Annotated in this window: 28 protein-coding genes and 2 tRNA genes; 13 read left to right on the forward strand and 17 right to left on the reverse strand. The window is 69.7% G+C overall.

Features of this window, described 5'->3' with window-relative positions:
* Positions 1–42: 42 nt before the first annotated feature.
* The gene (locus ABD197_RS12780; RefSeq protein WP_344055127.1) at positions 43–969 is read left to right on the forward strand and encodes a DMT family transporter; all 927 of its coding nucleotides are present in this window, start codon (positions 43–45) and stop codon (positions 967–969) included.
* 1 nt (position 970) lies between these two features.
* Complete coding sequence (locus ABD197_RS12785; RefSeq protein ID WP_425561016.1) at positions 971–1,435, forward strand: GNAT family N-acetyltransferase; 465 nt, start codon at positions 971–973, stop codon at positions 1,433–1,435.
* A 6-nt stretch (positions 1,436–1,441) separates the two neighbouring features.
* On the opposite strand, the gene ispD is transcribed toward ABD197_RS12785, so the two are convergent.
* Together ispD and ABD197_RS12795 are read right to left on the reverse strand one after the other, a co-directional pair.
* Positions 1,442–2,647 carry a 2-C-methyl-D-erythritol 4-phosphate cytidylyltransferase gene (ispD, locus tag ABD197_RS12790; protein ID WP_344055129.1) on the reverse strand — a complete coding sequence of 402 codons (1,206 nt, stop codon included), beginning with the start codon at positions 2,645–2,647 and terminating at the stop codon, positions 1,442–1,444.
* Between the two features lie 20 nt (positions 2,648–2,667).
* Positions 2,668–3,150: a CarD family transcriptional regulator gene (locus ABD197_RS12795; RefSeq protein ID WP_344055131.1), complete on the reverse strand. Its 483-nt coding sequence runs from the start codon at positions 3,148–3,150 to the stop codon at positions 2,668–2,670.
* Positions 3,151–3,296: 146 nt separating this feature from the next.
* On the opposite strand from ABD197_RS12795, the gene ABD197_RS12800 reads away from it, so the two are divergent.
* A complete protein-coding gene (locus tag ABD197_RS12800) occupies positions 3,297–3,770 on the forward strand; it encodes a DNA modification methylase (protein ID WP_344055133.1) in 474 nt (157 codons plus the stop codon).
* A gap of 24 nt (positions 3,771–3,794) precedes the next feature.
* On the opposite strand, the gene ABD197_RS12805 is transcribed toward ABD197_RS12800, so the two are convergent.
* A complete protein-coding gene (locus ABD197_RS12805; protein ID WP_344055135.1) occupies positions 3,795–4,478 on the reverse strand; it encodes a response regulator in 684 nt (227 codons plus the stop codon).
* Positions 4,475–5,695, reverse strand: a complete 1,221-nt coding sequence (locus ABD197_RS12810; protein ID WP_344055137.1) for a sensor histidine kinase — start codon at positions 5,693–5,695, stop codon at positions 4,475–4,477. The genes ABD197_RS12805 and ABD197_RS12810 overlap by 4 nt, the downstream gene beginning before the upstream one ends.
* A gap of 163 nt (positions 5,696–5,858) precedes the next feature.
* On the opposite strand from ABD197_RS12810, the gene phoU reads away from it, so the two are divergent.
* Complete coding sequence (phoU, locus tag ABD197_RS12815; RefSeq protein ID WP_344055139.1) at positions 5,859–6,533, forward strand: phosphate signaling complex protein PhoU; 675 nt, start codon at positions 5,859–5,861, stop codon at positions 6,531–6,533.
* A 67-nt stretch (positions 6,534–6,600) separates the two neighbouring features.
* On the opposite strand, the gene ABD197_RS12820 is transcribed toward phoU, so the two are convergent.
* Positions 6,601–7,350, reverse strand: a complete 750-nt coding sequence (locus tag ABD197_RS12820; protein WP_344055141.1) for a phosphoglyceromutase — start codon at positions 7,348–7,350, stop codon at positions 6,601–6,603.
* A gap of 64 nt (positions 7,351–7,414) precedes the next feature.
* Between ABD197_RS12820 and ABD197_RS12825 the strand changes: the two genes are divergently transcribed.
* Positions 7,415–8,233: a class I SAM-dependent methyltransferase gene (locus tag ABD197_RS12825; RefSeq protein WP_344055143.1), complete on the forward strand. Its 819-nt coding sequence runs from the start codon at positions 7,415–7,417 to the stop codon at positions 8,231–8,233.
* 11 nt (positions 8,234–8,244) lie between these two features.
* On the opposite strand, the gene ABD197_RS12830 is transcribed toward ABD197_RS12825, so the two are convergent.
* From ABD197_RS12830 to ABD197_RS12845, 4 genes are all read right to left on the reverse strand, one after another.
* On the reverse strand, positions 8,245–9,351 hold the full coding sequence (locus tag ABD197_RS12830; protein ID WP_344055145.1) for an FUSC family protein: 1,107 nt from the start codon (positions 9,349–9,351) through the stop codon (positions 8,245–8,247).
* 7 nt (positions 9,352–9,358) lie between these two features.
* The gene (gene ygfZ, locus ABD197_RS12835) at positions 9,359–10,459 is read right to left on the reverse strand and encodes a CAF17-like 4Fe-4S cluster assembly/insertion protein YgfZ (protein ID WP_344055147.1); all 1,101 of its coding nucleotides are present in this window, start codon (positions 10,457–10,459) and stop codon (positions 9,359–9,361) included.
* Positions 10,459–11,079 carry a nitrobindin family protein gene (locus ABD197_RS12840; protein ID WP_344055149.1) on the reverse strand — a complete coding sequence of 207 codons (621 nt, stop codon included), beginning with the start codon at positions 11,077–11,079 and terminating at the stop codon, positions 10,459–10,461. The genes ygfZ and ABD197_RS12840 overlap by 1 nt, the downstream gene beginning before the upstream one ends.
* Before the next feature lie 137 nt (positions 11,080–11,216).
* The gene (locus ABD197_RS12845) at positions 11,217–11,507 is read right to left on the reverse strand and encodes a hypothetical protein (RefSeq protein WP_344055151.1); all 291 of its coding nucleotides are present in this window, start codon (positions 11,505–11,507) and stop codon (positions 11,217–11,219) included.
* A 124-nt stretch (positions 11,508–11,631) separates the two neighbouring features.
* Here ABD197_RS12845 and ABD197_RS12850 point away from each other — a divergent pair, with 124 nt between their 5' ends.
* The 7 genes from ABD197_RS12850 to pstB all read left to right on the forward strand — a co-directional run bounded on the left by ABD197_RS12850 (position 11,632) and on the right by pstB (position 19,683).
* Positions 11,632–12,330 carry a response regulator transcription factor gene (locus ABD197_RS12850; RefSeq protein ID WP_344055153.1) on the forward strand — a complete coding sequence of 233 codons (699 nt, stop codon included), beginning with the start codon at positions 11,632–11,634 and terminating at the stop codon, positions 12,328–12,330.
* A 44-nt stretch (positions 12,331–12,374) separates the two neighbouring features.
* Positions 12,375–14,540 carry an RNA degradosome polyphosphate kinase gene (locus ABD197_RS12855; RefSeq protein WP_344055155.1) on the forward strand — a complete coding sequence of 722 codons (2,166 nt, stop codon included), beginning with the start codon at positions 12,375–12,377 and terminating at the stop codon, positions 14,538–14,540.
* Positions 14,537–15,475 carry an NUDIX hydrolase gene (locus ABD197_RS12860; protein WP_344055157.1) on the forward strand — a complete coding sequence of 313 codons (939 nt, stop codon included), beginning with the start codon at positions 14,537–14,539 and terminating at the stop codon, positions 15,473–15,475. Before ABD197_RS12855 ends, ABD197_RS12860 begins: the two co-directional genes overlap by 4 nt.
* A 146-nt stretch (positions 15,476–15,621) precedes the next feature.
* On the forward strand, positions 15,622–16,731 hold the full coding sequence (gene pstS / locus ABD197_RS12865) for a phosphate ABC transporter substrate-binding protein PstS (RefSeq protein ID WP_344055158.1): 1,110 nt from the start codon (positions 15,622–15,624) through the stop codon (positions 16,729–16,731).
* Positions 16,732–16,807: 76 nt separating this feature from the next.
* On the forward strand, positions 16,808–17,749 hold the full coding sequence (gene pstC, locus ABD197_RS12870) for a phosphate ABC transporter permease subunit PstC (RefSeq protein ID WP_344055160.1): 942 nt from the start codon (positions 16,808–16,810) through the stop codon (positions 17,747–17,749).
* Position 17,750: 1 nt separating this feature from the next.
* Positions 17,751–18,869: a phosphate ABC transporter permease PstA gene (gene pstA, locus ABD197_RS12875; protein ID WP_344055162.1), complete on the forward strand. Its 1,119-nt coding sequence runs from the start codon at positions 17,751–17,753 to the stop codon at positions 18,867–18,869.
* Between the two features lie 34 nt (positions 18,870–18,903).
* On the forward strand, positions 18,904–19,683 hold the full coding sequence (pstB, locus tag ABD197_RS12880) for a phosphate ABC transporter ATP-binding protein PstB (RefSeq protein WP_344055164.1): 780 nt from the start codon (positions 18,904–18,906) through the stop codon (positions 19,681–19,683).
* A 13-nt stretch (positions 19,684–19,696) separates the two neighbouring features.
* Here pstB and ABD197_RS12885 read toward each other — a convergent pair whose 3' ends face one another.
* The 4 genes from ABD197_RS12885 to sigK all read right to left on the reverse strand — a co-directional run bounded on the left by ABD197_RS12885 (position 19,697) and on the right by sigK (position 22,757).
* Positions 19,697–20,581, reverse strand: coding sequence for an aminodeoxychorismate lyase (locus ABD197_RS12885; RefSeq protein ID WP_344055166.1), 885 nt, complete (start codon positions 20,579–20,581; stop codon positions 19,697–19,699).
* Positions 20,582–20,750: 169 nt separating this feature from the next.
* The gene (locus ABD197_RS12890) at positions 20,751–21,389 is read right to left on the reverse strand and encodes a DNA-directed RNA polymerase subunit beta (protein ID WP_344055168.1); all 639 of its coding nucleotides are present in this window, start codon (positions 21,387–21,389) and stop codon (positions 20,751–20,753) included.
* Positions 21,390–21,423: 34 nt separating this feature from the next.
* Complete coding sequence (locus ABD197_RS12895) at positions 21,424–22,158, reverse strand: anti-sigma factor (RefSeq protein WP_344055170.1); 735 nt, start codon at positions 22,156–22,158, stop codon at positions 21,424–21,426.
* Complete coding sequence (sigK, locus tag ABD197_RS12900; RefSeq protein ID WP_344055172.1) at positions 22,155–22,757, reverse strand: ECF RNA polymerase sigma factor SigK; 603 nt, start codon at positions 22,755–22,757, stop codon at positions 22,155–22,157. Before sigK ends, ABD197_RS12895 begins: the two co-directional genes overlap by 4 nt.
* Positions 22,758–22,973: 216 nt before the next feature.
* Here sigK and ABD197_RS12905 point away from each other — a divergent pair, with 216 nt between their 5' ends.
* A complete protein-coding gene (locus ABD197_RS12905) occupies positions 22,974–23,633 on the forward strand; it encodes a fasciclin domain-containing protein (protein WP_344055174.1) in 660 nt (219 codons plus the stop codon).
* 228 nt (positions 23,634–23,861) lie between these two features.
* On the opposite strand, the gene ABD197_RS12910 is transcribed toward ABD197_RS12905, so the two are convergent.
* The 4 genes from ABD197_RS12910 to ABD197_RS12925 form a co-directional block, all read right to left on the reverse strand.
* Positions 23,862–23,934 (reverse strand) — tRNA-Lys (locus ABD197_RS12910).
* Positions 23,935–23,994: 60 nt separating this feature from the next.
* The gene (locus ABD197_RS12915; protein ID WP_344055175.1) at positions 23,995–24,573 is read right to left on the reverse strand and encodes an isochorismatase family protein; all 579 of its coding nucleotides are present in this window, start codon (positions 24,571–24,573) and stop codon (positions 23,995–23,997) included.
* Between the two features lie 25 nt (positions 24,574–24,598).
* On the reverse strand, positions 24,599–24,994 hold the full coding sequence (locus tag ABD197_RS12920) for a hypothetical protein (RefSeq protein ID WP_344055177.1): 396 nt from the start codon (positions 24,992–24,994) through the stop codon (positions 24,599–24,601).
* 72 nt (positions 24,995–25,066) lie between these two features.
* A tRNA-Thr gene (locus tag ABD197_RS12925) sits at positions 25,067–25,142 on the reverse strand.
* Positions 25,143–25,179 lie beyond the last annotated feature (37 nt).

A 25,179-nucleotide genomic window follows, 5' to 3' on the forward strand; every position in this document is an offset into this window, starting at 1 on the left:
GCCCCGGTCGGCACAGGGGTCGCTTCACGATAGAACTGGAGGGTGCTGCACGTGTTCGCCGTCCTCGCCGCCGCGCTGCTGTTCGGCACCACCGGCACGTCCCAGGCGCTCGGACCGGAGGGCACGACTCCGCTCTCGATCGGCGTCATGCGGATGGTGATCGGCGGCACCGGCCTCGCGCTGATCGCGTTCACGCTCGCCTGGCGCCATCGCCGACGGACGGATGCCGCGCCCGCGCCCCGCCTGACAACCGGCGCTCTCGGCCTCATGGTGCTCACCGGGGCGTGCCTGGCGCTGTATCAGCCGCTGTTCTTCCTCGGCACGGCCCGCAACGGTGTCGCGGTCGGCACCGTCGTCGCGCTCGGCTCCGCGCCGATCCTCGCGGGTCTTCTGGAATGGGCGCTCACCCGGCGGGTGCCGTCGCCGACGTGGATGCTCGCGACCGGCCTCGCGACGCTCGGTGTCATCCTGCTCGGCTTCGGCGGCGAAGCGGGCGGCGTGGGCGGCACCGACCCGATCGGGCTCCTCGGCTCGGTGGGCGCGGGAGCGTCGTTCGCCGTGATCGCGAACGCGCAGCGACGGCTGCTGGATGCCGGGTGGGATCCCTTCACGGTCGTCGGCGCGATGGGCGCGAGCTCCGCGGTCATCTTCGCGTTCTTCCTGCCGTTCGTCGACGTCTCCTGGCTCGGCACGACCGCGGGGGTGGTGATGGCGCTGTGGCTGGGCCTGGGCACGATCTCGGTCGCCTATGTGATGTTCACATGGGGCCTGAGCGGGCTCACCGCCGCGACCGCCGCGACGCTCACCCTCGGCGAGCCGCTCACCGCCGCCCTTCTGGGCATCGTCGTCCTCGGCGAACGCCTCTCCGTCCTCGCGATCGCCGGGCTCATCGTCCTCGGCGCCGGCCTGGCACTGCTGGCCTGGGGCTCGCGAGCACGGGATCCGAAGCCGTTCGCCGTGGAGGCCTGACGTGTCGCCGTTGCAGATCCGCGTGGACGATCTGTCCGGCGACGCGACCCGCGCCCTGATCGCCGCGCATCTGGACGGCATGCACGACAGCTCACCGCCCGAGAGCGTGCACGCTCTCGACATCGACGGGCTGCGGCATCCGTCGATCACGTTCTGGTCCGCCTGGCGAGACGATCGCCTCGCGGGGATCGGCGCGCTCAAGACGCTCGACGCCGAGCGCGGCGAGATCAAATCCATGCGGGTGACCGATGCGTTCCTCGGACAGGGCGTGGGCCGGGCGCTTCTGCGCCACATCGTCGCGGCCGCGCGCGATCGTGGCATGAAGACGCTCTGGCTGGAGACCGGCAGCCCGGCGGAGTTCGAGGCGGCACGAAGGCTCTACCTCAGCGAGGGGTTCACGCCGTGCGGACCGTTCGCGGACTACCGCGAAGACCCGTACTCGGTCTTCATGACCCTGACGCTCTGACCCCGCTCAGGCGCGGACGATCAGCGCCGTCGCGAACGCGGCGACGCCCTCCCCGCGACCGGTGAATCCCAGCCCGTCCGTCGTCGTCGCCGACAGCGACACCGCGGCGCCGCCCAGGGCTGTGGACAGGGCCGCCTCCGCCTCGGCACGCCGGGCGGACATCCTCGGACGGTTCGCCTGCACTTGCACGGCGACGTTGCCGACGCGCCAGCCGGCTTCGCCGAGGAGACCGACCGTCCGGGAGAGGAACGCGTCGGCGTGGGCCCCGGCGTACTCGGGGTGGTCGGTTCCGAAGTGCAGTCCGATGTCGCCGAGTCCCGCGGCGGACAGCAGCGCGTCGACGATCGCGTGCGCGACGGCATCCCCGTCGGAGTGACCCGACAGCGCCGGCTCACCCGGCCAGTGCAGGCCCGCGAGCCAGAGCTCCCCGTCCCCTCCGAAGCCGTGCACGTCGGTCCCGACGCCGACGCGGGGAACCGGGAAGGGGTTCTCCAGGTGCGCGTGCGACGCGCCGAGCGGATGCCGCGCCACGAGCGATCGGGCGCGGTCGAGGTCAGCGGGGGTGGTGATCTTGAACGAGAGCGCGTCGCCGTCGACGACTGCGACGGTGTGCCCCGCGGCGGCGACCAGCGCGGCGTCGTCCGTGAAGTCCTCCGCCGCCGTCGCGTAGGCCGCGACGAGGACGTCGCGGCGGAAGGCCTGCGGGGTCTGTGCGGCGGAGAGCTCGGATCGGTCCACGGCCGCGACGATCCGGCCGCCGTCGACCCGCTTGATCGTGTCGATCACGGGCAGCACAGGGATGGCTCCGTCGCTGCCGGACTCGATCGCCTCGATCACCCGTTCGAACACGGGTGCGGGCGCGAGAGCGCGCGCGGCATCGTGCACGAGCACGATCTCGACGTCTCCCCACAGCGCGTCCAGACCGGCCGCGACCGAGGCCTGACGGGTGGACCCGCCCGTGACGACACTCACCAGCTCACGACGATCGCCCGCCGCGGCGAGGACATCGGTGATGGCATCCCCCTCGTGGCCGCTGGGGGCGACCACCACGATCTGCGCGGACGGGCCCTCGAGCACGCGGGTCAGGGCATGCCGCAGCATCGAGTGCTCGTCGATGCCGACGAACGCCTTCGGAAGATCCGCACCCAGACGGGTGCCGGAACCGGCCGCGACGACGATGACCGCGATGCGCGGAACGGGCGTGATGCTCACGCCCTCACGCTATCGCGCGATCAGCTCGCGAGAACCTCGTCGAGGATCGCGCCGGCCTTCTCCTCGTCGGTCTTCTCGGCCAGCGCGAGCTCGGAGATGAGGATCTGCTTCGCCTTGGCGAGCATGCGCTTCTCTCCGGCCGAGAGACCGCGGTCCTGGTCACGGCGCCACAGGTCGCGCACGACCTCGCTCACCTTGATCACATCGCCGGACGCGAGCTTCTCGAGATTCGCCTTGTAGCGGCGCGACCAGTTGGTCGGCTCTTCGGTGAACGGTGCCCGCAGCACCTCGAAGACGCGGTCCAGGCCCTCTTTGCCGATGACGTCGCGGACGCCGACGAGGTCGACATTCTCCGCGGGGACTTCGATGATGAGATCACCCTGGGTGACGTTGAGCTTCAGATATTTCTTGGTCTCACCCTTGATGACCCGGTCCTTGACCTCGATGATCGTCGCGGCCCCGTGGTGGGGGTAGACGACCGTTTCGCCAACCTCAAAAAGCATGGAGTTATGTCCTTTCGGCAACCTCCAGGATACCACAGGCGCAGATGCGGTAAGGTTCGCCGCCCGCCCCGCCGACGCCCGCTCCACGGCACCGACGACGCACCCCTAGAATGCTAGAGATGTCGTCGTCCGGCCCAGGAGGATCCGTGAAATCGCGCCTTATCGCGTCGCTCGCCCTGAGCACCCTCGTGGTTCTGGGAACCAGTGGCTGTGCTCTGCTGTCCACGCAGGCGACCACGATCCCCTACTCCCCGTCGGACGGCGTGAACATCCCCGACTCCGGTCCGCTGCAGGTGCGCAATGTGCTCATCGTCAGCGATGAAGAGGGTGTCGACGGCAACCTCGTCGCCGCGATCGTGAACGCGACGAACGACCCCCACACGCTGAACATCGAGTGGGGCGAGGGGTCGTCGAAGTCGTCGGAGGAGATCCGCGTCCCGGCCCTGAGCACGGTGAGCCTCGGCACCGCCGAGACCGATCCGCTGCCGCTGGAGGGCATCGACACCAAGCCCGGCGCGAACCTCCCGATGTATTTCCAGTCCGGGGACGGCGAGGGCATCCTCTTCGACGTGCCCGTCCTGGACGGCGCACTGCCGTACTACGGCGACCTGCTCCCCTGATTCAGGGCGCGCCCCCGCGGGCCATCACCCCTCGAAGCGGTAGCCGAGCCCGCGCACGGTCATGAGCATGGTCGGCTCGCTCGGGTGCTCCTCGATGCGTGAGCGGATCCGCTTGATGTGGACGTCGAGCGTCTTGGTGTCGCCGAAGTAGTCCGTCCCCCACACCCGGTCGATCAGCTGCCCGCGCGTCAGCACCCGGCCGGCGTTGCGCATGAGGACTTCGAGGAGCTCGAACTCCTTGAGCGGCATGTTGATCTCCCGGCCGTTCACCGCGACGGTGTGGCGGTCGATGTCCAGAACCACGCGACCGCCGTCCAGGACGTGGTCCGCCAGGTCGGTCTCGGTGTCGGCGAGGCGTCGCAGCACGGCGCGCATGCGCGCCAGCAGCTCCCGTGAAGAGTACGGCTTGGTGACGTAGTCGTCTGCTCCGAGTTCGAGGCCGACGACGATGTCCACTTCGGAGTCCTTCGCCGTCAGCATGATGATCGGCACGCGCGAGGTCGCACGGATCTGCCGGCACACCTCGGTCCCCGGCATGCCGGGAAGCATGAGATCCAGCAGCAGGATGTCCGCACCGCGCTCGCGGAAGGCACTGAGCGCGGCAGGCCCGTCCTCGGCGATCTCGACCTCGTAGCCCTCTCTGCGCAGCAGGTAGGCGAGCGGGTCGGCAAGGTCGGGCTCGTCCTCGACGATCAGGACGCGTGTCATACGGTGGCTCCGTTCGTGGGAGGCGCGGCGGGCGTCGCCGGTGCCTTCTTCTTCCTCTTCGCGCGGCGACGGGGCGGCGCGACCTGGTCTGCGGGCGGATCGATGAGCGGCAGCCGGATCGTGAACGTCGACCCCCGCCCGGGACGCGACCACAGCCGCACTTCGCCCCCGTGTCGCTGCACGGCGTGCTTGACGATCGCGAGCCCCAGACCGCTGCCGCCCGTGCGGCGCGACCGGGCCTGGTCGGCGCGGTAGAAGCGCTCGAAGACGCGCTCCTGATCTGCTTCGGAGATGCCGATGCCGCGATCCGTGACGGCGATCTCCACGACGCCGTCGACGCCCTTCACGCCGATCCCCACGTGAGACCCGCGAGGCGAGTAGGCGATCGCGTTCGCGACGAGGTTGCCGATCGCCTCACCGAGCACCTGCGCATCTCCGCGCACGTACAGCCCCCGGTCCCCTCCGCGGTCGATACGGACGCCGGCCGCGTCCGCCTGGATGGCGTGCGCGTCGGCGGCGGCCGCGACGACCTCGTCGACGGCGACCTCTCGTTCGTCCGTGAACTCGTCCGCCGCCTGCAGGCGGGAGAGATTCATGATGCGCGACGTGAGCAGCGCGAGCCGGGCGGCTTCGGCCTGCAGTCGCCCGGCGAAGTGCCGAACCTGATCGGGGTCGTCCGCAGCGGATTCGATCGCCTCCGACAGCAGGCTGACGGCACCCACCGGGGTCTTCAGCTCATGACTCGTGTTCGCGACGAAGTCGCGCCGCATCTGCTCCACCCGCTCGCGCTCGGTGATGTCCTTCAGGACGAGCAGGGTCAGTCGCGGTGAGATCCGCGAGGCGCGCACCACCACGAGGCGCGGCTCCGCGGGCGGTGCACCGCGCTGCAGTCGCAGCGTCGCGGTGATCACGGCCTCCTCGGCGCGGGCCCTGCGCGCGATCGCGCGCAGTTCGTCGGACGGCACGACGTCGCCTTCGCCGAGGTGGAAGGGGATCGCCGCGGTCGAGGCGGCGAGCACGGTCGAGGAGGTGTCGACCACCACGGCGGCATCCTCCATGCCCTGCATCACCTCGCCGATCCCGACGGGGATCGCCGATGACGTCTCGTGCTGGGCCCGGTCACGGGCGCGCAGTGCGATCACGATGCCGGTGGACACCGAGCCGCCGATGACCGCCCCGAGCAGAAGGGCGAGCAGCGCGAGCTGCGTCGAATCCATGGCTCCACGATAGACGGCGGCGTGCTCCGTCCTCGGCCGACCCGTGCGCCCGGGCGGGGGCGTCCGGATACTATTCACTCGCGCGGCACCGTTCGTTAACCTTCGGTGGCGATGATCGCCAGGTCGCGAGGCGTGTGCCTGCTGCGGAACGAAAGGTGCTGCGATGCGCGAAGTCTTCCATCAGTCCCTCGAGGACGTCCAAGGACGTCTGGTCGAGATCGCCGAGCTCGTCACGATCGCCATCGACAAGGCGACGCGCGCGTTCAGCTCCAGCGACGTCGCCCTGGCCGAAGAGGTCATCGAGGCCGACGCCGTGATCGACGAGAAGGCGGTCGAGCTCGACGAGCTCGCGATCGAGATCCTCGCCCGCCAGCAGCCCGTGGCCCGCGACCTCCGCATCGTCGTGAGCGCGCTGCGCATCAGCGCGTCGCTCGAGCGCATGGGCGACATCGCCGAGCACATCGCCCAGCTGACGCGCATGCGGTTCCCCGAGCGGGCGATCCCGAAGGGGCTCAAGTCCACCTTCACCAAGATGGGCGAGCTCGACGTCGCCGTCGCGCGCAAGCTCACCGAGCTGCTGCGCACGGAGGACCCGATCCTGGCCGAGGAGATCCGCAACGACGACGACAAGCTCGACGACCTGCACGTGAGCGTGTTCGAGAAGGTGCTCAGCGACACCTGGCAGGGCGAGGCCTCCGCCACTGTCGACGCGACGCTCGCGAGCCGCTACCACGAGCGGTTCGCCGACCACGCGGTTTCCGTGGCGAAGAAGGTCGTCTACCTGTCCACCGGCGACTGGACCGTCGAGACGGGCACGATCGACATCGTCGCGCCCTGAGGCGCGACGCACACGAGGAGAGCGGATGCCGAGGATCGGCATCCGCTCTCCTCGTGTTGAGCGCGGGTTACTTCTTGCCCTGGCTCGCGACGGCCGCGGCGCCGGCTGCGGCGGCTTCGGGGTCGAGGTATTCGCCCGGGCCGAGCGGCGCGAGGTCCTCGCCCAGACGGTAGACGAGCGGGATGCCGGTGGGGATGTTGAGCTCGGCGATGTCGGCGTCGCTGATGCCGTCCAGGTGCTTCACCAGGCCCCGCAGCGAGTTGCCGTGCGCCGTCACGAGGACGGTCTTGCCTGCGCGCAGATCCGGGACGATGTCGCTCTCCCAGTAGGGCAGGAAGCGGTCGATCACGAGCTTGAGCGACTCCGTGCGGGGCACTTCGCCGTCGATTCCCGCGTAGCGCGGATCGTGGACCTGGCTGAACTCGGAGTCGTCGTCGAGCGGCGGCGGCGGGACGTCGAACGAGCGGCGCCACAGCATGAACTGCTCGGGACCGAACTCCTCGAGCGTCTGAGCCTTGTCCTTGCCCTGCAGCGCGCCGTAGTGACGCTCGTTCAGGCGCCAGGTGCGCTTGACCGGGATCCAGAGCCGGTCGGCGGCGTCCAGAGCGAGGTTCGCCGTCTGGATCGCGCGGCTGAGGACCGACGTGTGCAGGACGTCGGGCAGGATGCCGGCCTCGGCGAGCAGCTCACCACCGCGGGTCGCTTCGGCCTTGCCCTTCTCGGAGAGCCGGACATCGACCCATCCGGTGAAGAGGTTGAGCTCGTTCCAGACGCTCTGGCCGTGGCGGAGGAGGATCAGCGTGTAGGGCGCGGTCATGGCCCCCATGATAGCGAGCGGCCTGCCGTCCCCCGGACGGCGGGGAGCCTGCCATCATGGCCTGATGGGTTCGGGCCGCGCCCCTGTCGGGCAGATCACGCGCGGTACCACCGGCACGAATCGCCTGCGACGCGTGGATCGCTGGATCGCACGTCATCCGGCGCTGCGGCGGACGACGGACCCGCTCGTGGTCGACCTGGGATTCGGGGCGAGCGCCGTCACGGCCCTCGAGCTGTCCGCGCGCCTGCATCGCACGCGCCCCGACGTCGAGGTGATCGGGCTGGAGATCGACCCGGCGCGGGTCTTGCGGGCGCGTGAGCAGCTTTCCGCGGTCCGCGCGGGCGGCACGCGCTTCGCCCCCGATGCCCGGGTCGACTTCGCGCTCGGCGGGTTCGAAGTCCCCGTCCCCCGCCGCCCGTCGGTCATCCGGGCGATGAACGTGCTCCGGCAGTACGACGAAGCGGATGTAGGGGCGGCGTGGCAGCGGATGGCGGCACGCCTGCAGCCCGGCGGCCTGCTCGTGGAGGGCACGTGCGACGAGCTCGGCCGAGTCTGCACGTGGGTCGGGATCCACCGGGACGGGCAGCCCCAGACGCTCACGGTGTCGCTGCGCCTGACGGGGCTCGAGTCGCCCGCGATCGCCGCGGAACGTCTGCCGAAGGCGCTCATCCACCGCAACGTCCCGGGCGAGCGGATCCACGATCTGCTGGTCGAGCTCGAGCGGGAATGGGAGCGCGCGGCCGGCCTCGCGCCGTTCGGTCCCGTGCAGCGCTGGGAGGCGGCGCTCGGCGCCCTGCGTGATCGCGGCGTGCCCGTGCAGGCGCGCGGACGGTGGCGCCTGGGCGAACTCACCGTTCCGTGGCAGGCGGTCGCGCCGCGCTGAGCGCCGCCTGCTCAGATGCGGGGCACGCAGGCCCGCGCCTCGGCGCCGGGCATCCCGGTCGCCGTGAGGAGGTCGACCGCGAGGGGACGCAGCGCCGCGATGAAGTTCAGCTCGCCCGCCGATCCGTCCGGCAGGATCGCCGCCGGGTCGAGTCGGACCGCGACGGCCCTCACGGCCTCGCGCGCGACCGGCTCGGCGGAGATGTCGGACAGAGACTGCGCGATGAGCTCAGCCCCGCGCGCGAGCTCGGTGAGGACGTCGGCGTCGATCGGTCGCGGGGCGCCGTCCTCACAGAGGTACACCACCCGCCGCGCGATCACGCGCAGGTTGCGGGTCACGAGGTCCATGGACTGCCGCACCCGGTCGTGGCGCTCGAGCTCGGACCGATGACGGCGGAGGAACGGCGAGATCTTGGCTATCGCGATCGCGGAATCCAACGACGTGGCCCAGGCATCCACGAGAGGCTGCAGGGCGCGGGCCTTCTCGAGTCCGCGCTCGGCCCGCATCCGATCACCGCGCCGCAGGGCCTGCGCCATCGTCCGCGTCGCCGACTCGACTGCGGCGAACACCGCAGCTGCCGTGCGCAGCTCCTCCCGCTGAAGCGTGCGCGGGATGAGGGCGGTCACGACGAGCGCCGCGATCCCGCCGACGACCCCGTCGATGAGCCGCTGGAACGGGGTGTTCGCCGGGATCACCATCACGATGAGCGCCTGGATCGCCGCGGCGATCGCGAAGCTCGCCTGTGCGGAGAGGAACCGGGCGACGACGAGGGTGAGGCCCAGAGCCAGGGCGAGCTGCCACCAGCCGGAACCGGCGACGAGAAGGAGCACTTCGGCGACCAGGATGCCGACCAGCATGCCCAGGACCGTCTCGAGCACGCGCCGCGGGCGAGCGTCACGCACGAGTCCGAGGCTGGAGACGCACACGGTCGCTGCGAGGAGCGGCGCCGGGTGACCCAGCACATACGCCGCGAACGCGTACGCCCCCGTCGCAGCCACGACGATCTGCAGGATCGCGATCGACGATCCCCCGACGCGCCGCAGTCCCCGGCGTGGGTCGAGCCGGCGTCGCCACCCGGTCGCGATCGCCGTCGTGGTCGGCTCGGCGGCCTCGCTCATCGTCCCGTCAGCCGGCTCGGCGGCCGAGCCGGGGAAGACGCGGCACGTTCGCCGTCGCCCCGGCCTCAGGCGGCACGATCACTTCCTGCGCCCCGACGACGTCGCCCTCGGCGGTGCGGACGATGAGCTCGGCGCCGACCGGAGTGTTGCGCCGCACGACCGCGAGCGCGATCGGACCCTCCTCGTAGTGACGAGCGGCGGAGGTGATCGCCCCGACGACGGAACCGTCCACGAGCACGTCGTCGCCGCGGGCAGGCAGCACCGAATCGCTGCCGTCCAGCTGCAGCGCCACGACCCGGCGCGGCGGGTGCCCGAGATTGTGCACCTTGGCGACCGTCTCCTGGCCGCGGTAGCAGCCCTTCTCCAGGTGCACCGCCGTGCGGAGCCAATCCACTTCGTGCGGCAGCAGCCGCGCGTCCACTTCGCCCGCCCACCGCGGACGCCAGGCCGCGATCCGCAGCGCTTCGGCGGCGTCCGTCCCGGCGAGCGTCAGGTCGCCTGCGGCAGCGGCATCCGCGATCGTCTCCTCTTCGGCGCGCGGCACGATCGCCTCCGCCCAGTCCCGGTCGCTGCCGGGATGCGCGGCGGGCACCGCGTACGCGTGGCCCCCGGCGCCCACGGCCGGCCAGGGATCGCGCCAGACGAGCGGCACGGCGTCCGGAGTCGCGACGGCGAGCGCGGACACGGCCTCCGCCGTCCCGCCGAACACCGCGAAATCGGCGCTGCGGTCCTGCGGATCGACGCGCAGACGGAAGCGCATCCGCACGAGCCAGGCCAGCAGTCCCTCGGCGTCATCACGGTCGGCGATCAGCCACGTCGTGCTGCCGTCGTCGAGAACGGATGCCGCATGCTCGACGTGGCCGTGGGGGTCGAGGACGAGCAGCTCGGTGCTCTCCCCTGGCGACAGGCGGGCCAGCGCCTGCGACGAGAGCGAGTCGAGCCACGTGAGCCGGTCCTCGCCGGAGACGGAGAGCACGCGTCGATCCGACAGCGGAGCGATCGCGCGCCCGACGGCCAGGGCGCGCTGCTCGCCGAGCGGGTTTCCGAGGTGACGCAGTCCCGTCTCGTCGAGCACGGCGCCGGGAACGCGGGCGTAGGCGTCGGCCATCACTGCACCCGCGCCAGGCGTGCGGACGCGTGCGAGGACAGTTCGCGACCGTACGCGGCGATGTCCCACGCCCAGAGCAGATGCGCGTCGACGAGACCGTACATGCGGGTTGCCGCAGCGTAGACCTTCGTGCCGGCAGTGCGTACGACCGCGTCCGTGGCCAGGTCGATCCGGGGGCCGCGGATGGATCCGAGATACAGCTCGCTGATGCCGTCCGAGTGGACGATCGAAGCCTCGATGTCGAATCCGCCTTCAGCGTTGCGGAGCTTCTCGACGTCGTCGGCGGAGCGCGAGACCGGGGCGGTGCGGGCCGGCAGCAGACCAGGACCCGCGTCGGCATCGGATGCGGCGCGCGACAACCGCCAGTAGCCCATCTCGGAGACCAGCGGGATCCGCCCGCGCTCGGTATCGCCCTCGGCGGGGTCTTGCAGCAGCCACGCGCTCGCGGAGTAGTTCAGCGCCGAGCCGCCGTCATGGCTGAAGCTCACGCGATGGAGGAACTCGCCGGCGAACCGATGGTCCTCGATCTCGTAGTCGATCACACCGGTGCCCTCCCAGACTCCGATGAGCCAGGACAGCGGTGCGAGGTCGGCGGGCAGGTCTGTCGGCAGATCGAACACGACCGTGCCGCCGTCAGCGCTGGCCGCGGTAGAGGTTCTTGATCACGACGCCGGAGACGAACACGATCGCGAGGGACGCGAGCGCGAGAAGCCCGACGAAGAACAGTTCGAGCGCAACGAGATCCATGACCGTCAGTCTATCCGGGAACGACCGCCGCCAAGCCGAAGCCCAGGCTGATGACGCCCATGGTGAGGAGCGCCCCGAGCGTGCTCGCCGCGACCCGCTCGGTGAAGCCCTGCGAACGCCCGAACCACAATTGGATCGCGAACGCGAGCACGACGCACCCGCCGAGTCCGACGGTCAGCCACGCGGCTCGCCACGGCTCGGGCACGAAGATCCCGATCGCGACCCCGAGGAGCGCGGCGATCACCCACACGGCGATCACGCCGCCGAAGGTGCGACGAGGAGCGAGTTCGGGGGTGGCCACGGGTTCATTCTCGCGCACGACGACACCGATCCGCACCCGGTGTCGCCCGCAGAATCCGTCCGAGACCGCCGAGCGCTCTAAACTGGACCGACGGCGGCGCTCCCTGCGCCGGAAGGACGGCGTTTTGGCACAGCTTCTCGTTCTGAGCTCGGCTCCCGGCGGCGGGCCCGTGCTGCCTTCGCTCGAACTGCTCAGCCACCGCGTGCGGCAGATCCCCGCCGAACCTGCTCAGCTCGTGAACGCGCCCAGCGCCGAGATCATCTTCGTCGACGCGCGCCTGGATCTGGTCGGCGCCAAGTCGCTGTGCAAAATCCTCAACACGACCGGCCTCGACGCCCCGCTCCTGCTCGTGGTGACCGAGGGCGGCCTCACGGCCGTGTCCACCGATTGGGGCGTGGACGACGTCATCCTCGTGACCGCGGGGCCTGCGGAGGTCGACGCTCGCATCCGCCTCGCGATCGGGCGCATGACGAAGGACGCCGTCTCCACGCGCATCCAGACCTCGGGCATCACGATCGACGAGTCGTCCTACTCGGCGAAGGTCCACGGCAAGCCCTTGGACCTGACGTACAAGGAGTTCCAGCTCCTGCACTTCTTCGCCACGCACCCCTCGCGGGTGTTCACGCGCGAGCAGCTGCTGAGCGAGGTCTGGGGATACGACTACTTCGGCGGCACGCGCACCGTCGATGTCCACGTGCGACGACTCCGCGCCAAGCTCGGCGACCTCGAGCAGCTGATCGGCACGGTCCGCAACGTCGGCTACCGGTTCAACGTGTACGAAGAGGACCAGCTGCCCGCGCCGCGAGAACGCACCGGCGCGTAGCAGCCGTTCACACGCGCGTCACCCCCGCCTGCAATGATGTGGGAATGATCGAACACGACGTGCTCGACGCGGGCCTCGGCGACGCGGACGACGACGACTTCGACCTGTCCGAGGTCGCCGACGCCGAGCTGCCGGACAACCGGTACCTCGACCGCGAACTCAGCTGGCTCGCCTTCAACCAGCGCGTCCTCGAGCTCGCCGAGGATCCGACCCTTCCGGTGCTGGAGCGGGCGAACTTCCTCGCGATCTTCGCCAGCAATCTCGACGAATTCTTCATGGTGCGCGTCGCAGGCCTCAAGCGCCGCATCCTCACCGGCCTCGCCGTGCCGACCAACGTCGGCCGCTCCCCGCAGGACGTACTCGCCGACATCTCCGCCGACGCGCACGCCCTGCAGCTGCGGCACGCGGACGCGTGGACGTCGCAGGTCAGGCCGGCGCTGGCGGATGCCGGTATCGAGGTCATCTCGTGGGATCAGCTCACCGACGAGGAGCGGGGCCGGGTCTCGGAGTACTTCCAAGGGCAGGTCTTCCCCGTGCTCATGCCGCTCGCGGTCGACCCGGCGCATCCCTTCCCCTACATCTCGGGCCTGTCGCTGAACCTCGCGATCCGTATCCGCAACGCCAAGACCGGACGCCAGGAGTTCGCCCGTCTGAAGGTGCCGCCCATGATGCCCCGCTTCGTGGACGTCTCGCGGCACGGCGACACCGTCCGCTACCTGCCGCTCGAGGAGCTGATCTCCAACCACCTGGAGGATCTGTTCCCCGGCATGGAGATCCTCGACCACCACGCGTTCCGCCTCACCCGCAACGAGGACGTCGTGATCGAGGAGGACGAGACCGAGAACCTGATCCAGGCGCTGGAGGCCGAGCTGCTGCGGCGCCGGTTCGGCCCTCCGATCCGCCTCGAGGTGGGCGACGATATGGACGACGTGACGCTCGACCTCCTCATCAGCGAGCTCGACATCACCGCTCAGGAGGTCTACCGGCTGCCCGGATCGCTCGACCTGCGCGGACTGTTCGACCTCGCCAAGATCGACCGACCCGACCTGCACTACCCCTCGCACGTCCCGACGACGGCACTCGCCTTCCAGCCCCGTGAGCAGAACGGCCGCTCGGACATCTTCAGCGCGATCCGTCGTGCGGACGTCCTCGTCCACCACCCCTACGAGTCGTTCGCGACGAGCGTGCAGGCGTTCCTCGAGCAGGCGGCGAAGGATCCCCACGTCCTGGCCATCAAGCAGACCCTGTATCGGACCTCGGGCGACAGCCCGATCGTGCAGGCGCTCATCGACGCCGCCGAGGCGGGCAAGCAGGTGCTGGCCCTCGTCGAGGTGAAAGCACGGTTCGATGAAGCCAACAACATCGTCTGGGCCCGCAAGCTCGAGAAAGCCGGCGTCCACGTCGTCTACGGTCTCGTCGGGCTGAAGACCCACTGCAAGCTCGCGCTCGTCATCCGCGAAGAGGACGGCCTGCTCCGCCATTACAGCCACGTGGGCACGGGCAACTACAACCCCAAGACGAGCCGCATCTACGAGGACTTCGGCCTCTTCACGGTCGACGACCAGGTGGGGCGCGACCTGACCCGTCTGTTCAACGAGCTGAGCGGCTACGCGATCGAGAAGAAGTTCAAGCGCCTGCTGGTCGCTCCCCTCCACTTGCGCAAGGGGCTCCTGCGCCTGATCGACAAGGAGCGCCGCAACGCGCTGGACGGCAAGCCCGCCCGCATCCGCATCAAGGTGAATTCGATGGTCGACGAGCAGATCATCGACGCGCTGTACCGTGCCAGCCAGGCCGGCGTTCCGGTCGAGGTCTGGGTCCGCGGCATCTGCTCCCTCAAGCCGGGTGTTCCCGGGGTGAGTGAGAACATCAGGGTGCGCAGCATCCTCGGCCGCTACCTCGAGCACTCGCGCATCTTCATGTTCGACAACGACGGCGATCCGCAGGTCTACATCGGCAGCGCCGACATGATGCACCGCAACCTCGATCGCCGGGTCGAGGCGCTCGTGCGCGTCGTCGCCCCGACCCACCTCACCGAGCTCTCCGAGCTGTTCGACCTCGCGATGAGTGACGGCACGAGCTCGTGGTGGCTCGGCTCGGAAGGCGAGTGGACGCGTCACAGCGTCGACGCCGACGGCAAGCCGCTCGTGGACATCCAGGATCGGACGATGGCCGCGGTGCAGCGTCGCCGCCGCTCGCGGGCGGTGCGATGACCGAGACCGCCGTCTACGCGGCGGGTGGGGTGCTGTGGCGCGTCGTCGACGACAAGCTCCTCGTGCTGCTGATCCACCGCACCCAGTACCGCGACGTCACGCTCCCCAAAGGCAAGGTCGACCCCGGAGAGATGCTCGCGGAGACCGCGAGCCGTGAGATCTTCGAGGAGACCGGCATCCGGGTGAGCCTGGGTGTACCGGTCGGCGTCTCTCGATACCGGATGCCGAACAAGCGGCAGAAGATCGTGCACTACTGGGCGGCCGAGGCCACGGACGCCGCCATCCGGGCGTCCGCGTTCGTGCCCAACAAGGAGATCGCCGCCCTCGAGTGGGTGCCGCTGAAGAAGGCGGCCGGGCGCCTGAGCTATCCGGTGGACGTGGAGATCCTCGAGCACTTCGCCCGGCTCGTCGACGAAGGCGTGCTGCAGACGTTCCCGCTCATCGTGCTCCGCCACGCGAAAGCGCTCCCCCGGGAGGAGTGGGACGCCGCGGACGCCGCGCGACCGCTCACCGGACGTGGCAAGAAGCAGGCCAACGCGATCGTCGGTCCCCTGCTCGCCTTCGGTGCCCGCAAGATCATCTCCAGCCCCGCGACCCGGTGCGTCAAGACCGTCGCCCCGATCTCGGCCGCGCTCGGGCGGAAGATCGAGAAGACGGCGCTCATCAGTCAGGACGCGTGGGAGGAAGGCACTTCGGACGCCCGCACGATCGTCGGACAGCGCGTGCGCGCGCGCAAGCCCGTCGTCCTGTGCAGCCACGGCCCGGTACTGCCCGAGATCCTCACGGAGATCGCGATGGCCACGGGGACCCTGCGCGGCTCCTACCTCGGCAGCGCGTCGGCGTTGGAGCCTGCGGCGTTCTCCGTGGTGCATCTCTCCGTGAACAATCCGGGCTCGGGGATCGTGGCGATCGAGACGCACGCGCCGAAGGTCTGACGCCCGGCGCATCCGATGCGCCCGAATACATCCTCGCCGTTCACCTTCCGTTCACCATCCGAGCGCACTCTCTTAAGAACCCGCGCCTACGGTCAGTGCGGGCCCTGCACCGGGCTCACATCCCTGACACGTGAAGGATTCACACAGTGAGAATCTCCCGCATCGCCCAGGTGGGCGCTGTCGCCGCCATCGCGGCCCTCGCCCTCGCCGGCTGCGCCGCAAACGAAGGCGGGTCGACCACCCCGTCCGAATCCGCCGGTCCCGCCATCTCGGGCGAGATCGCCGGTGGCGGCGCCACCTCGCAGGAAGTCGCCGTCCAGACCTGGACGGCCGGCGTCCAGGAGGCCAACCCCGACGTCACGATCACGTACGACCCGGCAGGCTCCGGCGCCGGTCGCGACTCCTTCATCGCCGGCGCGATCCAGTTCGCGGGCTCGGACCGTGCGTTCAAGAGCGACGAGATCGCGGACAGCACGTTCGCCGCGTGCGTCGAGGGGACCGACATCGTCGAGCTGCCCCTCTACATCTCCCCGATCGCCGTGATCTTCAACCTCGACGGAGTCGACTCGCTCGACCTGGACGCCGAGACGCTCGCGAAGATCTTCGCCGGCGAGATCACGACGTGGAACGACCCGGCGATCGCCGACCAGAACCCGGACGCGACGCTCCCCGCGACCGCGATCACCCCCGTCGTGCGCTCGGACAAGTCGGGCACCACCGGCAACTTCACCGACTACCTGTCGGCGAACGCCGAGAGCATCTGGACGTTCGGTTCGGTCGAGGAGTGGCCGGCGACCGCCGTCACCCCCGAGTCGGCGCAGGGCACCTCCGGTGTCGTCGCCGCTGTCGAGGGCGGACAGGGCACGATCGGCTACGCCGACGCCTCGCGCGCCGGCGACCTCGGCACCGTGGCGATCAAGGTCGGCGACGAGTACGTCGCATACTCGCCCGAGGGCGCGGCCAAGGCCGCCGACGTCTCGACCATGGAAGAGGGTCGCGGCGCCGGTGACCTCGCGATCAAGATCGACCGCACGACCACCGAGGCCGGCGCCTACCCGCTGATCCTCATCAGCTACAGCATCGCGTGCGAGCAGTACAACGACGCCGCGGTCGCCCCGGTCGTCAAGGCGTACCTCTCGTACGCCGCGTCCGCCGAGGGCCAGGACGCCGCGGCCGCCGCGGCCGGCAGTGCGCCGATCTCCGACGCCCTGCGCGAGCAGATCACCGCAGCGATCGACCTGATCGTCACGGACTGATCCTCCCGCCCGGCCCGGCGGATCCTCCGCCGGGCCGGGCATTCCTCCCCACCCCTCCCACCACGAACGGGACCTCATGACGACCACCACCGCGCGGCCTGCCCGAACCGTGCAGCGAGCCGGCGACCGTTGGTTCTCCCGCACCGCGCTGTTCGCCGGATCCATGATCCTGGTGACGCTCGCGGCGGTAGCGATCTTCCTTTTCGTGCAGTCCATCCCCGGCGTCACGGCCACGAACGAAGACGCGTCGATCATCACGACGAACTTCTGGGACTACGTCTGGCCGCTCGCCTTCGGCACGGTCTGGGCCTCCATCCTGGCGCTGATCATGGCGGTCCCCCTCGCCGTCTGCGTCGCGCTCTTCATCTCGCACTACGCACCGCGCCGGCTCGCCCAGACGCTCGGCTACATCGTCGACCTGCTGGCCGCGGTCCCCTCCGTCGTCTTCGGCCTGTGGGGCATCCTCGTCCTCGCCCCGGCGGTCCAGCCCGTCTACGCCTGGCTGGTGGAGAACGCCGGGTGGTTCCCGCTGTTCGGCGGTCCGGTCTCGGCCACCGGCCGCACGATCTTCACCGCCGCGATCGTGCTCGCGGTCATGGTCGTCCCGATCATCACCGCGATCTGCCGGGAGATCTTCCTGCAGACCCCCGTCCTCCACGAAGAAGCCGCTCTTGCGCTCGGGGCGACCCGCTGGGAGATGGTGCGCATGGCCGTCTTCCCGTTCGCCCGCAGCGGCATCGTCTCGGCATCCATGCTCGGACTCGGCCGCGCGCTCGGCGAGACGATGGCCGTCGCGATGGTGCTCTCCGCCTCCGGCGTGATCACCTTCCAGCTCTTCACCGCCCGCAACCCCTCGACGATCCCGGCGAACATCGCCCTCACGTTCCCCGAGGCGTACGGCACGAACATCAACGTGCTGATCGCGACCGGTCTGATCCTGTTCATCGTCACCTTCGCCGTCAACGCGCTCGCGCGCTGGATCGTCAGCCGCCGCAAGGAATTCTCGGGAGCCAACTGACATGACGACGACGCAGACCCCTCCTGTTCCCGAGACGGCGGCCCCTCGACCCGTCGCGCCGCACTCCTCGGTGTCACTCACGAGCGGCCGCCTCCCGCGGTGGGCACCGTGGGGACTCCTGGGTCTGACCGCCGCCGCGGTCGCCCTGGTGTTCGCGATGCTCGCCGTCGCCGGCGAGACGGAGTTCAGCTTCGCCGGCTGGGCGATCGTGTCCGCGATCGGCTACCTCGTGCTCATCACCGTGATCTCCTCGATCGTCGAGGGCAGCCGCAAGGCCGTCGACCGGCTCGTGACCGGCATCGTGAGCGTCGCCTTCCTCATCGCGATGGTGCCGCTCGTCTCGGTCGCGTACACCGTCGTCGTCAACGGCGTCGCCGCCTTCTCCGCGGAGTTCTTCTCGAACTCGATGCGCAATGTCGTGGGCGAGGGCGGCGGCATCCTGCACGCGATCGTCGGGACGCTCCTGATCACGCTCGCCGCGGCGGTCATCTCGATCCCGATCGGCATCTTCACCGCGATCTACCTCGTCGAATACGGCGACGGCAAGCGCCTCGCGCGCGGCATCACGTTCCTCGTGGACGTCATGACCGGCATCCCCTCGATCGTCGCAGGCCTGTTCGCGTACGCGCTGTTCGCGCTGTTCCTCGGGCCCGGCATCCGCCTCGGCATCATGGGCGCGATCGCGCTGTCGGTCCTCATGATCCCCGTGGTGGTCCGCTCGAGCGAAGAGATGCTGCGGCTCGTGCCCAACGAGCTGCGCGAGGCCGCCTACGCGCTCGGCGTGCCCAAGTGGCTCACGATCCTCAAGGTCGTGCTGCCGACCGCGATCGCCGGCATCACGACCGGCGTCATGCTGTCGATCTCCCGCGTGATCGGCGAGACGGCGCCGCTGCTGCTCACGGCCGGTGTGGCGACCTCGATGAACTACAACCTGTTCGAGGGTCGCATGATGACCCTCCCGGTCTTCGCCTACACGCAGTACATGAACCAGGGCATTCCCGCACAGGCCTACATCGACCGCGCCTGGGGCGCGGCGCTCGTGCTGATCCTGATCGTCATGGCCCTGAACCTCGTGGCACGTCTGGTCGCGAAGGTCTTCTCCCCCAAGCTCGGCCGCTGAGCGGCCTCCCACCCGAATCGAATCAAGAGGAATCGTGTCCAAGAGCATCGAAGTAAGCGATCTGAACGTCTACTACGGCGACTTCCTGGCCGTCGAAGGTGTGTCGCTGGACATCGAGCCGCGCAGCGTGACCGCGTTCATCGGCCCGTCGGGCTGCGGCAAGTCGACGTTCCTACGCACCCTCAACCGCATGCACGAGGTCATCCCGCGGGCTCGCGTCGAAGGCAAGGTTCTGCTGGACGGCGACGACCTCTACGGTCCGAACGTCGACCCCGTCCTGGTGCGCCGTCAGGTGGGCATGGTGTTCCAGCGCCCCAACCCGTTCCCGACGATGTCGATCAAGGAGAATGTGCTGGCAGGGGTCAAGCTCAACAACAAGCGCCTGTCGAAGTCCGACGCGGACGCACTCGTGGAGAAGTCGCTGCAGGGCGCGAACCTCTGGAACGAGGTGAAGGACCGCCTCGACAAGCCCGGTTCGGGGCTCTCCGGCGGGCAGCAGCAGCGTCTGTGCATCGCTCGCGCGATCGCCGTGTCGCCCGAGGTGATCCTGATGGACGAGCCGTGCTCGGCCCTGGACCCGATCTCGACGTACGCGATCGAGGAACTCATCGGCGAGCTGAAGAACGACTACACCGTCGTGATCGTCACGCACAACATGCAGCAGGCGTCGCGGGTGAGCGACAAGACGGCGTTCTTCAACATCGCCGGCACCGGCAAGCCGGGCAAGCTCATCGAGTACGACGACACCCGCTCGATCTTCACGACCCCGAGCGTCCAGGCGACCGAGGACTACGTCTCCGGTCGCTTCGGGTGATCCGCAGCGCGGATCAGTCGCGCGGGCTGAGCAGATAGTCGTTGAGCCGCGGGGTGAGATCGAGATCCACCGGGAGGCGCACACCGTCGATCTCACGGATCGGCGCGGCCAGACGCACGGAGGACACCAGCCACGCGGCATCCGCTCGTCCCAGATCCGCGGCGGTCACCTCGCGCGAGGCGGTGGAGCCGCCTTCGCTCCGCAGCCACGAGAAGATGCTCGCCTGCGTGGTTCCCGGAAGGATGCCGCCCGCCGGCGTCGGCGTGACGAACACGCCGTCGATGCGCGCGATGAGTGAGGCCGTCGGCGCCTCGAGCACCACGCCGTCGGAGGTGACGAACAGCGCATCGTCCGCGCCTCGGCGCTTCGCCTCACGGATGGCCGCCATGTTGACCGCGTACGAGAGGGTCTTCGCACTCTGCAGCAGCCAGGGCGCACGCAGGGGCGCGCCGCTGTCGTAGCCGCGGTCGAGGGTCGCGATCCGGATCCCCTCCTGGCGCGCCGCCGTGAAATCGGCCGCCGGCGCCGCAGTGACCCATGCCGTCGGACCCGCTCCGTGTTCGATCCCGCGGCTCAGGATGAGCTTGATGACGCTCTCCCCCGGTCCGCAGCCGCGGGCCACCCGCTCGATCGCCTGCCGCCACTGCTCCGCGTGCGGCGCGGGAAGATCGCAGAGCTCCGCCGATCGCGCGAGCCGTCGAAGGTGCGCGTCCACCTCCTGGGGATGGGACCCGACGACTCCCAGAGACTCGAAGACCCCGTCGCCCCGCTGCGCGCTCAGCTCGCCGAGCGGCAGCACCGGCGATGACGGATCCACCGCGCGGAACGTCGCGGAGAAGTCCGTGCGGCTGTCGTCGGATGCCGCGGGTTCGATCACGAGCGCCAGGTGCCAGGCCATCCTCCGAGCCTATCCAGACGGCATCCGGGAATGCCCGCCGTCGCCCCTCGGTTACACTGGAACAGCCGGGCCGCAGTAACCCCGGGCTCCATCTTCTGCCGCCGAGAGCGGCCTCGCGCCGAGAGGCGTTCTGCGGCCCGGCACTTACGTGTCCGGGCTCGGTCCGCGGTCAGGTCAGGGACTGACGTCGCCACAGCGCGGCGCACGCGGTCAGATCCGTCGCGTAATCGGCCAGGCGGAGCGCGCGGGTCGTCAGCGCCGCCGCACGGTCGGGTTCGGTGCGGTCGTAGTCGTCGGCCAGGTGCGTCGCCCCGGATGCCTCCACACGGCAGAATGCCGCGGCGCGATCCAGGGCGACGGCGAAGTCCCCTTGGAAGAGCCCGCGCAGGATCGTGTCCACGAGCTGCACCAGCTCGTCCGGACCGGCCGGGGTCGGTGCGCCCGCGACGACCGGGTCGACGGAGGTGATCTCGACGCGGCCGCGTTCGTACAGCAGCGCCGCCGTCTGGGGGTCGTCGTGGATCATGAGCTGCACGAGATAAAGGCGCCAGAGGGTGCCGGGCAGCGAACGCGCCGGTGACCGCGACCACAGCTCGGCGATGTCGTCGATTCCGTACTGCGCGGTGAAGGCCACGAGCCGGTCCACGACCTCGCCGTCGGGATCCTGGCGCGCCCGCGCGAGCAGCGCCGCGGCTGTCGAATGGGCGACCCGGGAGACCTCCGCCGGGTCCTCCGCGGCGAAGCGCCGATCGAAGAGTTCCGCTGGACGCCGAACAGGTTTGTGGAACTCCCTCGACTGATCGCTCACCTGATCAAGGCTACCCGCCGGGATCGGAGGGGGCTCAGGCGGTCTGGATCGCGAGGATCGGATCCGACGTCGGCTGACCCGTCGGCGAACCGCCGGCCGGCTCGATCGTCACGGCGATCACGTCACCGGACTCGACCGCTCCGTCCAGGAGCGCCGTGGCCGTTCCGTCGTCGCTCGCGAAGAGACCGGCGGGGATCGCACTGCCGTCGCGCACGAACCAGAGCTCGTACGTCTGGTCGTCGGAGATCTCGGGCAGCCCGTCGGTGACCAGGACGGTCTTGCCCACCGACTCCGACCAGTGCGCGGTGGCTTCGCCGCCGTCGGCGAGTGCGACGGTCTCGGACTGCGCGTCCGGCGCGGACTCGATCTGGTTCAGTGCGACCACCGACGCCGGCGTCGCCAGCATGTCGCCCACGAAAACCGCACCCCAGCCGACGCCGACGAGCAGCGCGAGGGAGGCCGCCAGCGCGAACCACGCCCGCGCACCCCAGCGCCGGGCCTTGACAGCGGTCGCACCGGCCGGTGCGAGCTCGGCTTCCGGCTGTGCGGTCGCGGCGATCTGAGCCAGCAAGGCGGCACGCAGATCGGGTGGCGGTGCCACCTCGACGACCTGGTCCGCCAGCAGCGCTGCTGTTGCGGCATCCGTCGACACGTGATGCTCCCACTCCGGATGCTGTTCCCGCGCCGCCTCGAAGACGGCACGGTCTTCGGGCGACAACGCGTGCAGGGCGGCACCGGCCGCCAGCTCGGCGAAGTCCTTCTCGTTCACGATGTCACCCCCATCTCCACCCGAAGGCGGGACAGACCGTCCCGCATCCTCGTCTTGATCGTCCCCAGCGGCGCCCCCACAAGTGCCGCGATCTCGCTCTGACTGTAGCCCCCGAAATATGCGAGGGTGATGGCTTCCCGCTGAGGATCCGGCAGAGCGGCCAGTGCCTGTGACACCCGCTGCCCCTCGATCCTCAACTCGACCTCTTCCGAGACGCCGTCATGGGCGACGTCCATATCGCGGAAGCCCACGCGTACATCACGATCGGCACTGGACTGCGCGGACCGCACGCGGTCCACCGCTCTCCGGTGTGCGATCGTGAGAACCCACGATCTTCCCTGACCTCTGTTCGGAGCGAAGCGCGCGGCGGATTGCCAGATCTCGAGGAAGACCTCCTGGAGGACTTCCTCGCTCTGCGAACGGTCGACCAGGACGCGGAGGATGAGGCCGAAGGCGCGGGGCGAGAGCATGTCGTACAGGCGAGCGAAGGCCGCCTGATCCCCGCCGGCGATGCGCTGCAGCAGCTCGCCGGCATGATCGACGCCGTCTGCTGCGTCTTCGGGGACTTCCACGCCATCGATCACCACACGTCCCAGCATGCCTTAGTACCGCGCGCGCGAGCGCACGCGACGCGACGGTTGACACGTGCCCGGATGCCGCACTCGAGAAACGATCCCGAAAAAGTTCCCATCCGATCGCGGCAGGGCCCCGAAGACCCTGTGTAGGCCGGATCGACCAGGATCACCGACTCGGTCGGCCCACAGCACCACTAGCAGCGCGGTTCCGCCCGGAACCGCTGTAACGAGGAGGACAAGATGTCCCGCAAGAAGCTGTATCTGCTCGGACCCCTGGCCGTCGCCGCAGCAATCGCCCTGAGCGCATGTTCGCCCATGTCGAGCGGTTCGACCACGGAAGAGACCACCGCCCCGCCGGCGGCAGAGGAGACCATGGCGCCCGAGGCGACGATGGATCCGGCCGCCAACCTGGTCGGCCCCGGTTGCGCCGCCTACGCCGAGGCAGTGCCGGACGGCGCCGGTTCGGTCGCGGGCATGGCTGTCGACCCGGTGGCCACCGCCGCATCGAACAACCCGCTGCTGAAGACGCTCGTCGCGGCCGTCTCCGGTCAGCTGAACCCCGACGTCAACCTCGTCGACACCCTGAACGGTGACGAGTTCACCGTGTTCGCCCCGGTCGACGACGCGTTCGCGAAGATCGACCCCGCGACGATCGAGACGCTCAAGACCGACAGCACGCTGCTGACGTCGATCCTGACGTACCACGTGGTTCCCGGCCAGATCGCGCCCGACGAGATCGACGGCACGCACGCCACCGTGAACGGCGCCGACCTCGAGGTCACCGGCAGCGGCGACGACATCGTCGTCAACGGCCAGTCCGCCGTGATCTGCGGTGGCGTCCAGACCGCCAACGCGACCGTGTACCTCATCGACACGGTGCTGATGCCCCCGGCTCAGTGACCACAGACGCCTGACGCTCTTCGTCAGGCCCCTGGGGGCGGGACGACCGCCGGCGCCTGCGAGGTGGTGCCGGCGGTCGTTTCGACCAGGGAGAGGGGACGTCACCGCGGTGACGTCCCCTCTTTTCCGTTAAGGGCCCCGTGGGGCTCGTCCCCGCGGTGGACTCTCGACGACAGGCGGCCAAAAAGCAGTGAGGGACGCCGCTGGCGCGGCGTCCCTCACTGCTTGTGGGCCCCGTGGGGCTCGAACCCACGACCCGCGGATTAAAAGTCCGATGCTCTACCGACTGAGCTAGAGGCCCGCCCGTCCAGCCTACTTCGCTCCAGCGGGGGTGAACGCTCAGCCGCCGGACCCCACGACCTCAGCCGCCGGACCCTACGACCTCGGCCCCGGCCGACTCGATCTCCGCGAGCGCGGCGGCGCTCGACTCGGGATGCACCCCGGCGACCAGGTCGGTGAACACGCGCACCCGACGGCCGTGCGCGAGCGCGTCCAGCGCAGAGGCGCGGACGCAGTAATCGGTCGCGAGTCCCACGACGTCGATGTCGCGGATGCCGTACTCGTCGAGCAGCGCGGCAGCGGTGTTCCCGTCATCCGACACCCCCTCGAACAACGAGTAGGCAGGCTTTCCCTGCCCCTTCTTCAGGTGGTGCGTGACCGCGGTGGTATCGAAGACGTCGTCATAGGCGGCGCCGTACGTGTCCGCGACGCAGTGCACCGGCCACGTGTCGACGAAGTCCGGCGCGGGCGAGAAATGACCGCCGTTGTCGTTGTCGCCGTCGTGCCAGTCCCGCGAGGCCACGACGATCTCGTAGTCAGCGGAGTGCGCGGCCAGGTACGTGCTGATGCGCTCCGCGACCTCGTCGCCGCCGGTCACACCGAGCGCGCCCCGCTCGGTGAAGTCGTTCTGGACGTCGACGATGAAAAGCGCTCTGCTCATCCTCCGAGCGTACGACCGCGCGGACTCAGCCGCGCGCGAACAGGAGCACGCCGGACAGGATCAGGGCGATCGTGCCGAGGCCGATGAGGCCCGCGGCGAGCAGGGCGAGCGCACGTACGAGGGGCGAGCGCTGGGTGAGCCGCATCCGGTTGTTCCAGCCGCGGCGCGCGAAGATGTCGTACATCGAGGCATCGCCGACGGCAGCGAGCTGCTCGTGGTTCAACGGAGCCTCGTTGACACCGCCCGCCTCATCGAACCAGCGGACGACCTTTCCGTGATCGGTCGACTCCACCACCGCACGCACCGGGACCCACGTTCCGTCGAACAGATAGGCAACGAGTGCGACGCCGGCGAGGAAGGCGCCTGCGCCGAACCCGATCCACGTGAAGATCTCGATGACCGCGTCCAGCGCTGGGCCCATGGCGGTGATCCACCCCTGTCCGTCGGCGACCCTCGTGACTCATGGTCGCCGGCGCGACCTGCGGAAAACGTGTGGAGCCACCTGAGAGAATCGAACTCTCGACCTTCTCATTACGAGTGAGATGCTCTGCCGACTGAGCTAAGGTGGCGCGCGCCGCTTGCGCGATGCACGATCAGCAATCCTAC

Origin of the sequence: Microbacterium lacus, from assembly GCF_039531105.1 — a bacterium.
Classification (GTDB): Bacteria; Actinomycetota; Actinomycetes; order Actinomycetales; family Microbacteriaceae; genus Microbacterium; species Microbacterium lacus.